This window comes from Polaribacter sp. Asnod1-A03 (genome assembly GCF_045063585.1).
Lineage (GTDB): Bacteria > Bacteroidota > Bacteroidia > Flavobacteriales > Flavobacteriaceae > Polaribacter.
Map to the genome: position 1 here is coordinate 3,076,535 of NZ_JBEFOE010000009.1, position 11,114 is coordinate 3,087,648.

Annotated in this window: 8 protein-coding genes; 3 read left to right on the forward strand and 5 right to left on the reverse strand. The window is 26.4% G+C overall.

Going from position 1 to position 11,114, the window contains the following annotated elements; translation table 11 throughout:
- The first annotated feature begins 201 nt into the window (after positions 1-201).
- The gene (locus tag ACJJVY_RS13695; RefSeq protein WP_405609827.1) at positions 202-2,460 is read left to right on the forward strand and encodes an inorganic phosphate transporter; all 2,259 of its coding nucleotides are present in this window, start codon (positions 202-204) and stop codon (positions 2,458-2,460) included.
- A gap of 60 nt (positions 2,461-2,520) precedes the next feature.
- Here the strand turns inward: ACJJVY_RS13695 and ACJJVY_RS13700 are convergent, their stop codons facing one another.
- Both ACJJVY_RS13700 and uvrC read right to left on the reverse strand, forming a co-directional pair.
- On the reverse strand, positions 2,521-4,722 hold the full coding sequence (locus tag ACJJVY_RS13700; protein WP_405609830.1) for a patatin-like phospholipase family protein: 2,202 nt from the start codon (positions 4,720-4,722) through the stop codon (positions 2,521-2,523).
- Positions 4,719-6,515 (reverse strand): excinuclease ABC subunit UvrC, encoded by a 1,797-nt coding sequence (gene uvrC, locus ACJJVY_RS13705; protein ID WP_405609833.1) that lies wholly within the window; start codon positions 6,513-6,515, stop codon positions 4,719-4,721. Before uvrC ends, ACJJVY_RS13700 begins: the two co-directional genes overlap by 4 nt.
- Positions 6,516-7,483: 968 nt before the next feature.
- On the opposite strand from uvrC, the gene ACJJVY_RS13710 reads away from it, so the two are divergent.
- Together ACJJVY_RS13710 and ACJJVY_RS13715 are read left to right on the forward strand one after the other, a co-directional pair.
- Complete coding sequence (locus ACJJVY_RS13710) at positions 7,484-8,275, forward strand: sensor histidine kinase (RefSeq protein ID WP_405609836.1); 792 nt, start codon at positions 7,484-7,486, stop codon at positions 8,273-8,275.
- Positions 8,272-8,952, forward strand: coding sequence for a response regulator (locus tag ACJJVY_RS13715; protein ID WP_405609839.1), 681 nt, complete (start codon positions 8,272-8,274; stop codon positions 8,950-8,952). Before ACJJVY_RS13710 ends, ACJJVY_RS13715 begins: the two co-directional genes overlap by 4 nt.
- A 429-nt stretch (positions 8,953-9,381) precedes the next feature.
- Here ACJJVY_RS13715 and ACJJVY_RS13720 read toward each other — a convergent pair whose 3' ends face one another.
- The 3 genes from ACJJVY_RS13720 to ACJJVY_RS13730 are packed head-to-tail and all read right to left on the reverse strand — an operon-like array spanning position 9,382 to position 11,111.
- Positions 9,382-9,990, reverse strand: a complete 609-nt coding sequence (locus tag ACJJVY_RS13720; RefSeq protein ID WP_405609842.1) for a lipoprotein signal peptidase — start codon at positions 9,988-9,990, stop codon at positions 9,382-9,384.
- Positions 9,991-10,033: 43 nt separating this feature from the next.
- On the reverse strand, positions 10,034-10,678 hold the full coding sequence (locus ACJJVY_RS13725; RefSeq protein WP_405609845.1) for a hypothetical protein: 645 nt from the start codon (positions 10,676-10,678) through the stop codon (positions 10,034-10,036).
- 55 nt (positions 10,679-10,733) lie between these two features.
- Positions 10,734-11,111, reverse strand: a complete 378-nt coding sequence (locus ACJJVY_RS13730; protein ID WP_405609848.1) for a TraR/DksA family transcriptional regulator — start codon at positions 11,109-11,111, stop codon at positions 10,734-10,736.
- Positions 11,112-11,114 lie beyond the last annotated feature (3 nt).

An 11,114-nucleotide genomic window follows, 5' to 3' on the forward strand; every position in this document is an offset into this window, starting at 1 on the left:
AAATCTTTTTAAAAAAAATAATACGAAAAAAATAAGCTTTTTTTATAATTGTATGTATAATTACAATACTTAAAATAACTAGAATAGTCTAAGAAAATAATGTTTTAATAAATTGATTTAAAAGCCAATTATATAACGTAAACATAACATTCAAATTTTTTTGTGTTTGTAGATTTGCAAACCTAAAACAATATATAAAAAATGGGAGATCCATATATTTTGATGCTTATTGCATTGGCTATTTTAGCTATTGTAGATTTAGTAGTAGGAGTTAGTAATGATGCTGTTAATTTTTTAAACTCTGCTATTGGCTCTAAAGCTATATCAGTAAGAAATATTATGCTTATAGCTAGTATTGGTGTCTTTTTTGGAGCTGTTACTTCTAGTGGTATGATGGAAGTTGCAAGAAAAGGAATTTTTAATCCTAACATGTTTATGTTCCAAGACATTATGTTCATTTTTATGGCCGTAATGATAACCGATATCTTATTATTGGATATTTTTAACTCTATTGGAATGCCTACCTCAACTACTGTTTCTATTGTATTTGAGCTTCTTGGTGCAGCGGTTAGTATATCATTAATTAAAATTTCTTCGAACGATGGACAATCATTCTCTGATCTTTGGAACTATATAAATCATGAAACAGCAACTAAAATTATTTTCGGAATTTTATTATCCGTTGTCATTGCTTTTTCTGTCGGAGCTATCGTACAATTTATATCTAGAGTTATTTACTCTTTTAATTTTCAAAAAAGACCAACTTATATAAGTGCTTTATTTGGTGGTTTTGCAATTACCGCAATTACTTATTTTATCATCATTAAAGGATTAAAAGGAACACCTTTTTACAAAGACTTAGAGCATTTGATAGAAGGAAATACTTTGCTAATTATTTCTGGTAGTTTTGTTGTTTGGTCTATTATTTCTCAATTTTTAATCCAATTATTTAAAATTAATATTTTAAAACTAATTATTGGAGTTGGTACTTTTTCTTTAGCAATGGCTTTTTCTGGAAACGATTTAGTTAACTTTGTTGGTGTACCAATTGCTGCTTGGAACTCTTACCAAGCTTGGGTGGTTTCTGGTGTAGATCCTAATTCTTTTTCTATGGGTATTTTGGCAGAAAAGGTACCATCTAACGTCTGGCTACTGTTATTAGCTGGTTCTATTATGGTTGTTACACTATGGACCTCTAGTAAAGCACAAAATGTAATAAAAACAGGTATAGATTTATCTCGCCAAGGAGATGGACACGAAAAATTTCAACCTAATGCCTTATCAAGAATTTTTGTAAGAATAGCTATGGGTATCAATGCAGGTTTTAGATTTGTGATTCCTAAACCTACCCTAGAATATATAGACTCTAAATTTCAAAAACCTGTTATAGAACTACCTAAAGACAAAACATACGAGTTACCTGCTTTTGATTTAGTAAGGGCTTCTGTTAATTTAATTGTTGCAGGTATATTAATTTCTATTGCTACTTCTATGAAGTTACCTTTATCTACAACTTATGTAACATTTATGGTAGCTATGGGTACTTCTTTAGCAGACAGAGCTTGGGGTAGAGAAAGTGCAGTTTATAGAGTTGCGGGAGTAATTAATGTAGTTGCTGGTTGGTTTTTAACTGCAATTGTTGCCTTTTTAGCTTCTGCTTTAGTTGCTTATTTAATTAGCTGGAACATGATTATGATTCCTATTTTATTAGCCGTTGTAGCTTTTTTAATTATTAGAAATTCTTTAATATACCGAAAGAAATCTAAGGAAGTAAAAAAACAAGTATACATAGAAAGGTCAGAATTAATTACAATAAACGGTGTTATTGAAGAAAGTGCAGATCATATCTCTGAGGTTATAAATAGAGTTAATAAATTATATACAAATGTTGTAAATGATTTGGCTGAACATGATTTAAATAAACTACGTAAAACTGATAAGCACGTTGCTAAACTTAATGAAGAAATTGATAATTTAAAAGATGGAGTTTTTTATTTTATAAAATCTTTAGACGAAACTTCTGTACAAGCAAGTAGGTTTTATATTATGGTTTTAGGTTATTTACAAGATGTAGCACAATCTATTAGTTATATTTCTAGAGCAAGTTACAAACACGTAAATAATAATCATAAAAACCTAAAAAAAGGTCAGATAAACGATTTAAAAGAAATTGATAGCGAATTGACTACATTATTAACTAAAGAAGCAATTATTTTTGAAAAAAGACAATTAGACAACCTAAACGGCCTTTTAATAGAAAAAACTCACTTATTAAAAAATGTATCATCTTCTATAGAAAAACAAGTAGCTAGAATTAGAACGGATGAAACAAGCCCTAAAAACACAACCTTATACTTTAGCGTGCTATTAGAAACAAAAGATTTAATTAAAGCTCTAATGAGTTTATTAGAAACTTATGAAGAATTTCATTTAAGTGCAAAACAACAGAATGACTTGTAATTAAGCATTAACCATCACGTAAAAAATCCAACAAAATATTTCTTTGTTGGATTTTTTCTTTTAAAACCAAAAACCAAAGTTAAACAACCAATACCTTTGTTTATTATCAGGAGACCAACTATACTTTAACTCTATTGGCCCAAAAAAGCTATTATAACTATAACCTATTGCATAACCAGATTTAAGCTCATTAAAAAGCTCTAAATTTCTAAAAACATTATCGTTTAACTTAGCATAATTAGCAATAAAAGACACATAATTATTATCACTGAGAGCATAACTTAAATTGAATTCTGTTTTTATAAAAGAATCACCAGAAAGATCGGCAACTTCATATCCATAGAAAGAATAAAAATTGTTGATGTAATTTTGATTATAATCTCCTAAATAAAAATCAAAAAGGTCAGAACTTATTTCTCTTAAAGTAAAACCCGCTTCGTTAGTTACTTTTAAAGTTAATTTGTCTTTATATGTTTTAGCAAAACCAAATGTTCCTTTTGCTTGAGCAAAATTTGCAAAATCATTATTATAATCAGATGACCTCATGTACCATTTAAAATTAAAATCTGCAAAATAACCTTTGGTAGGAAAATAACTTTTATCATAAGTATCTAATTTTATATAACCGTAACTATTATAGTAATTACTATTATCAAAAACAGTTTCACCCTCGTTAGATATAGAAATAGTTTCTGTAGTTGCTTTTAAAAATTTATGTTCTAAACCTACACCAATTGCAAATTTTCTATTAAAAGTTGTTTGCAAAAAAAACTGATTCGTAATATCTGTATATTTTAAATTAATTTTACTAACATTAGGATATTCGTCTGGTAGTGGATTAAAACTAGAGTTTGCTGTAAAGTGATTATATCTAGAAGTAAACCCGTAACTTGTATAAAATCCATTATCAACAAAATAGTTTAAATTATACCTTAAATTGTCCCCCAAAATCATATCTAAAGAAAACATATCATTATTAATTAATAAATGCTTATGATTATAATTTGCTAATACCGCAGACTTATAAAGATTATCAAAATGAAAACCTAACTTTAAATTTGCATTTTGCACAGACTCTTTAAGCTTAAAATTAATATTATAAGAACTATCTTTATTTTTTAATAAATCATACTCTATCCTTTCATAGTTTTTTGTCGATGATAATTGATAAATTTTTTGTGTAATTTCTTTTCTAGAAAGTGTATCTCCTATTTTAATATTTATTTTCCCTAATACAAAAGCACGAGTATAAGTCTCAGAACCTTTTAAACCAATTTCAGAAATTGAATATTTTTTATTATCTGGAGTTAATTTCTTTCTTTGTTTTTTATTTTTTTGTTTTTCTGCCAGTTCTTTAAAAACTTCTGTAAACTTTGCTCCTTCAATAGTTCCTTTTTCTAAAATTTCTTCTTTTTTATCAAAATCTACAACACCAAAACCATAAGTATCCGGATGAATATAAATATCTATATCTTTCTTTTCTTTATCTGTTTTATTATACATCTGGTAGTTTACCAATTGACTTAAAATATCTACTGCAGAATTTAACTTATCTTTTTTATTTAATTTTCCCTCTACATCAACACCAATTACCAAATCTATTCCTTTTGCTTTCATAATGCTTACAGGAAAATTGTTTGCAAGGCCACCATCTACCAAAAGTTTATCATCTAAAACAACAGGGTTTAATAAAGTAGGGAAAGAACCACTTGCTCTTAATGCTAATGGTAAAGAACCTTTTTCTAACAATATTTGATTTCCGTTCTCAACATCTGTTGCGATACAAAAAAAAGGAATTGGTAATTTTTTAAAATCAGAAATACCTTCTACAGAATATAAGAGTTCTGTTAAAAAGTTTAAAATATTCTGACCTCTAGAAACAGCTCTTGGCAAACCAACATTACCATCATTTATAGGTAAAGTTAAGATTGTTTTTTCTCCAAACTCTTTATCAAAAAAAGGTTCTGCTTCTCTAGGCAATTTATCTTGTAATAAAGACATAAAGTCTGTTTCTAAGATAATTTCTTCTATTTGCTCTCCAGAATAACCGATTGCATACAAACCACCAACAATAGCGCCCATACTAGTACCACCTATATAGTCTATTTGCAAACCTGCTTTATCTATCTCTTTTAAAACACCTACATAAGCAAACCCTTTTGCTCCCCCTCCACTTAATACTAACCCAATTTTGGGTTGTTTTTCTTGACTAAAAGCAACAGTTGTAAGAAATAAAAAAAAGGTAACTATATATTTTTTCATTTTTTTGATGTGTCAAAATAATTAAATACTTTTATGGCTCTTGCATTACCAATAACCTCTTTTAAATCTTGTAAAGAGGCTTCTTTTACCCTTTTTGCCGACTTAAATTTACGTAATAAAGTTGTAATTGTTTGCTTACCAATATCAGGAATTTGTTCTAATTCTGATTGAATAGCACTTTTACTTCTTTTATTTCTATGAAATGTAATACCAAATCTGTGAGCTTCATTTCTTAAATACTGTGTAATTTTTAAAGTTTCAGACTTTTTATCTAAATACAACGGTATTGGATCTCCTGGATAATAAATTTCTTCTAATCGTTTAGCAATACCAATTATTGCAATTTTACCGCGTAAACCTAAAATGTCTAAACTTTTTAATGCTGATGAAAGTTGTCCTTTTCCTCCATCAATAATAATTAATTGTGGTAAGGGTAAATCTTCTGCCAACAAACGTTTGTACCTTCTATACACAACCTCTTCCATAGATGCAAAATCGTCTGGTCCTTCTACCGTTTTTATATTATAATGCCTGTAGTCTTTTTTACTTGGCTTTCCGTCTTTAAAAACTACACAAGCCGCAACAGGGTTTGTACCTTGTATATTAGAATTATCAAAACACTCTATATGTCTTGGTTCTTCGTGTAATCTCAAATCTTTCTTCATTTGAGCCATTAACCTTTTTACATGTCTATCTGGATCAACGATTTTAATCTGCTTAAATTGCTCTTGTCTGTAGTATTTTGCATTTCTTTCAGACAATTCTACAATTCGTTTTTTATCACCTAGTTTAGGAATGGTAACTTTTACACTTTCACCCAAATCTACTTTAAAAGGCACATAAATTTCTGGGGATTGAGAATTGAATCGTTGTCTAATTTCAACAATAAAAAGTTCTAATAATTCTTTATCAGTTTCGTCTAACTTTTTCTTAATTTCTGTTGTGTGAGATTGAATGATTGATCCATTAGAAATCTTTAAAAAATTTGCATAACCGTGTGTTTCATCAGAAATAATAGAAAAAACATCTACATTATTTATAGACGGATTTATAATAGTGGATTTAGCTTGATAATTGCTTAATAAACTAAGTTTCTCTTTAATTTTCTGCGCTTCTTCAAATTCCATTTTATCAGCAAAATCTAGCATCATTTTATCAAATTTCTCTAAACTTTCTTTAAAGTTACCTTTAATAATATTTCTAATTTCTTTAATAGACTCATTGTAATGAGCTTCTGTTTCTAAAGCTTCACAGGGTCCTTTACAGTTTTTTAAATGATACTCTAAACAAACTTTATATTTACCCGTACTAATATTTTGTGGACTTAAATCGTAATTACAAGTTCTTAATTGATAAAGCTCTTTAATTAGATCTAACAAAACCTTTACTGTTTTTACAGAAGTATAAGGACCAAAATACTCAGATCCATCTTTTATAACTCTACGAGTCATAAAAATTCTTGGAAAACGTTCTTTTTTTATACACAACCAAGGGTAACTTTTATCATCCTTTAATAAAACATTATAACGTGGTTTGTATTTTTTTATTAAGTTGTTTTCTAATAATAAAGCATCTGTTTCTGTATTAACAACAATATGTTTTATACGAACTATTTTTTTTACAAGGACCCTTGTCTTACCATTTTCGTGAACTTTATTAAAATAAGAAGCTACTCTTTTTTTTAAATTTTTTGCTTTACCAACATAAATAATTACATCTTCTTTATCAAAATATTGATAAACTCCTGGTTCATTTGGTAAAGTTTTTATTTGAATTTCTAGAGGTGTAGACATAGAACGAAAATACAGTTTTTTAAAATTCTATAATCTAAATACAAGCTCATTTTATTTATATCAGAAAAAAATTCTATTTTCTAATTTAAAACATTTATTAGCTTAAAAAAACTATTTTTGTAAAAAAGCGAAATAATTAAAAGTTAAATGAAAAAGAAAAGGCACGATGTTGCCAACATTTTGAATTAATATTTTACAATAACTTTTAGTTTAATGACTTTTGATAATATTCTAACAAATGCTGGCTATTTTCTTCTAATTTTAAATACTTTATTATTTATTATAAGCTATAGCCACAAAAAAAAAGCTTTAAAATACTTAATTATCTATTTATTGCTTTGTGTTTTTATTCAGCTTTATTCTAGTTTTTTAGCATCAACAAAACAGCATAACCTTTTTTTAACTCATTATTTTTTTATTGGTCAATTTGTTTTTTTAAGTTTCTTTTTTTCAACTTTATACAACTTTAAAAAGTACAAGTATATTACCTTGGTTTTAACCTCTTTAGTAACTATTTATTTTGCTACATACCTAATAAACAACCCTAAAGCATATGCAAAGTGGAATCTTTTAGAAATTATTATAACTTCTATACCCTTAATAATTTATAGTTTTTATTTTTTTATAAAAAACATAAATGAAAATAACGACAAAACCTATACTTATTTTAACTCTGGTTTTTTTGTATATACACTTTGTAGTACTTTAATATTTATGTTAGGTAATATTGGTAGTATAGAAATAAAACGATATGTCTGGTTATTTAATAAAGTACTGTATCTATTTTTTCAAACTCTAATTCTTATAGAATGGTATAAAAATTTCAGAAAATTATTAAACTTTAAATTATTAAAGAACTAGTTTTAATTACAGAAAATTACTATTTATTTAAAAAAAATCTATAAAAATAGTTTATCGATAATAAAATTATTTTTCCGTAGTTTTGGTTGTTTTTATTAATTTTTAAGATGGCAGAGCTCTTTACCAAAGAAGATCAAATAATAATTATTGTATTAATAGGGGTTTTATTACTACTTCTTATGGGAGTTTCTCTTTTATTATTTTTCTTTTTTTCTAGAAAAAAAATAGGGGAAAAAGAAATTGAAAAAAAGAACTTAGAAATATATCACCAAAAAGAAATTATACAATCTATAATTATTACACAAGAAAAGGAACGCAAACGTATTGCACAAGATTTACATGACGATATTAGCTCTAAACTAAATGTAATTAATTTAAATGCTAATCTTTTAAAAGATGGTAATTTATCTACCGAAGACTATAACTTTATTAATAATGGTATTTTAGAAGCTACAGAAAAAACCCTATTAAGCGCCAGAAAAATTGCTCATAACTTACTACCCCCAATACTTGAAGAATTTGGCCTTAAAGACGCAATCGAAGAACTTGCTGACTCTTTTAATAATAGCAGAAAAATTAAAATAGAGTATACTATAAATTATCCGAAAGAAATTTTAACATCACAAAACGAATTACATTTATTTAGAATTGTTCAAGAATTAATAAACAACTCTATTAAACATGGTAAAGCACATAACAGTCTTTTAAAAATAAGACATAAAGACAATAGGTTAACATTAATATACACTGACAATGGAATTGGTTTTAATGCTAATAATTTAGAAAATAAAAAAGGCCTGGGAATGAAAAATATAGAAAGTAGAGTTTCTTTATTAAATGGAAATTTTAATATTACAAGTAGCGTTAATAAGGGTTTTAAAATAAAAATTACTATATGAAAAAAATTAATATAGCAATTGCTGATGATGAAGAACTTTTTAGAAAAGGAATACGTTTTTTATTAGAAAGAGAATCAAATTTTAACATCTGTTTTGAAGCTGAAAATGGTAAAAGTTTAACTGACTTTATCTCTTCTACAGAAGAACTACCAGATGTTATTTTAATGGATTTAAAAATGCCTGAAATGAATGGTATTGAAACTACTAAATCTATACATAAATCTAATCCAGATATTAAAATAATTGCTTTAACTAGTTTTGGAAGCAAGTCTTTTATAACAAATATGATTGATGTTGGCGCTTCTTCTTATTTACTTAAAAATACTAGCCCTAAAATTGTAATTCATACCATAAATAAAGTATTTGAAAAAGGATTTTATTATGATGATAAGGTTCTAAAAATAATTCATGAAAATATTAAATCATCAAGCGGTAAACGTATAAAGAATGATTTAGACAAAAAATTACTTTCTAAAAGAGAAATAGATGTTTTAGAGCTTATTTGCGAACAATATACTACTCCTGAGATTGCAGAAAAACTATACATTAGCACAAGAACTGTAGAAGGACATAGAACTAATTTACTTTTAAAGACACAATCTAAAAATGTAGCTGGCTTGGTTATTTATGGTATTCAAAAAAAACTGATAGAAATTACACCTAATTTTGACTACTAACTTTTAATGCTCTTTATTTTAAAATAACAGGTATAACTACGTATTTTTTTACCAAGCTTATTTTTTACCTTCGCGTTCGTATAAGTCTATGCCTTCTTAATTCCCAAAAATAAAGAAGTAATGAGTTATTAAATCTTGAAAAAAGAAAGAGTAAATTGTTTTAAAAAGCTATTGAAAAAATAATTTTTCGATAGCTTTTTATTCCTTTATAAACAATTATTTATCTCTTAAAAATAAGTATAATTACTTAGCTTTATTGCTTAATTTTAACTATATTTGTGAAGTATAAATATCACTTTACCAGAACAAATATAGGGGGAAATATATTTGTTCAAAAAAGTAAAATAAGGTTATCTATTAATAGATAACCTTATTTATTTTAATCCTATTTAATTTTTTTCTAATATTAAATAGGATGTATATTTTTCCTTATTTATTTTCTTCTTTAGGAAAAGCTTGCTTACTAAAAATAAATAATAAAGCCACGCCAACACTTATAAAAGCATCTGCTGGATTAAATATATATTGAAAAAAAGTATAAAACTCTCCTCCCACAAAAGGAATCCAATCTGGTAAAACTCCTTCCCATAAAGGAAAATAGAACATATCTACTACTCTACCATGAAAAATAGTTCCGTAAGGATTTTCTGCAAAAAGAGTTGCAACCTCATTATTTGGATCATCAAAAATAACGCCATAGAAAACAGAATCTATAATATTACCAACTGCACCAGCAAAAATTAAAGCAATAGCAATAATAACACCATTATGTACTTTCTTTTTAATATTTTGAAACAACCAATAAATAATACCAGAAACTGCAACCAACCTAAATAAGGTTAAAAAAAGCTTGCCTGCTTTACCACCAAACTCAAACCCCATTGCCATTCCATTATTTTCTACAAAATGAATTTTAAACCAATCGAAAACCACAACTTCTTCTCCTAAAATAAAGTGAGTTTTTACATATATTTTTATAATTTGATCTAAAATTATAGCAATTAGAATAGTAAGAATTGCCAGAGTCTTTTTTGACATTTTTTTTGAATTTATGCTCACAAAAATAACAATAATATTGTCTTTATTGTGTAGTTAAGAAAATATTAGCTTTTAATGAACTTATGTTTATTTTTTGATGTTCCGTTTCTTCTTTATGCTGATACTTTTTTTCTACTAAAGTATCATTAATCATAATTTTACCAGTTTTAGAAACAACATTTATACTTGCCTCTTCTGTAATTACATAAAGATTGCCAGCATACATTTTAACCTCTAAATTAGAGAAGATTTTATGGAGCTTTAAAATACCTTTTTCAATAAAAATATTTAAATCTCCTTTATAACTATTCGATTCAATATTTATTTCATCACCAAAAATTGTAATATTTCTATTTTGTGGTATTTTAATAATTGCATTTGCTCTATTAAGCCTTTCTGTAATAAATTTTCTAAAAACAACTTCTTCATGTTGAAATTTAGGAATTTTAAATTCAATTTTAACTGTATTATATTCTTCTATAAAAACAATATGTTGTTCTTCTATATTTTCTGCAAACAAATGAATTTCAATAAAACCAGAAGTTGAATTTTCTAACACAAAATCATCTAGCCCAATTGTAGAAATTTCTATTTCTTTTAATTGAGTTTTAAATTTTTTATCAACTTTTTTTTGCGAAAACAATGCAAAAGAAATTGAACAAAATAAAATGATCAGACTATTTTTCATAAAAACAAAAAAGCTTCTTATTAAGAAGCTTTTAATTATTAATCTATAAATATTATTATTGTTTACGTTTTGCCTCTATACTTAATGTTGCATGAGGTACTAATTTTAAACGTTCTTTTTGTATTAATTTACCTGTAACTCTACAAACTCCGTAAGTTTTATTCTCTATTCTTAATAAAGCATTTTTAAGATCTCTAATAAACTTCTCTTGTCTGATAGCTAGTTGTACATTTTTTTCTTTATTCATCACCTCAGAACCTTCGTCAAAAGATTTAAAAGACGATGATGTATCATTAGTTCCATTGTCTGCATCATTTTTATATGCATCCTTTAAAGCAGCTAAATCTTGTTCTGCTCTTGCTTTCTTTTTCTCGATGATAGCCTTAAACTCCTGTAAGTCTTCTTCTGAATATTTTAGTTTTACTTCCGACATAAA

Bases quoted from the DNA above. Each gene is read 5' to 3' on its own strand.
- uvrC (WP_405609833.1), bottom strand. From the start codon at position 6,515: ATGTCTACACCTCTAGAAATTCAAATAAAAACTTTACCAAATGAACCA.
- ACJJVY_RS13695 (WP_405609827.1), top strand. From the start codon at position 202: ATGGGAGATCCATATATTTTGATGCTTATTGCATTGGCTATTTTAGCT.
- ACJJVY_RS13720 (WP_405609842.1), bottom strand. From the start codon at position 9,990: ATGTCAAAAAAGACTCTGGCAATTCTTACTATTCTAATTGCTATAATT.
- ACJJVY_RS13715 (WP_405609839.1), top strand. From the start codon at position 8,272: ATGAAAAAAATTAATATAGCAATTGCTGATGATGAAGAACTTTTTAGA.
- ACJJVY_RS13700 (WP_405609830.1), bottom strand. From the start codon at position 4,722: ATGAAAAAATATATAGTTACCTTTTTTTTATTTCTTACAACTGTTGCT.
- ACJJVY_RS13725 (WP_405609845.1), bottom strand. From the start codon at position 10,678: ATGAAAAATAGTCTGATCATTTTATTTTGTTCAATTTCTTTTGCATTG.
- ACJJVY_RS13730 (WP_405609848.1), bottom strand. From the start codon at position 11,111: ATGTCGGAAGTAAAACTAAAATATTCAGAAGAAGACTTACAGGAGTTT.
- ACJJVY_RS13710 (WP_405609836.1), top strand. From the start codon at position 7,484: ATGGCAGAGCTCTTTACCAAAGAAGATCAAATAATAATTATTGTATTA.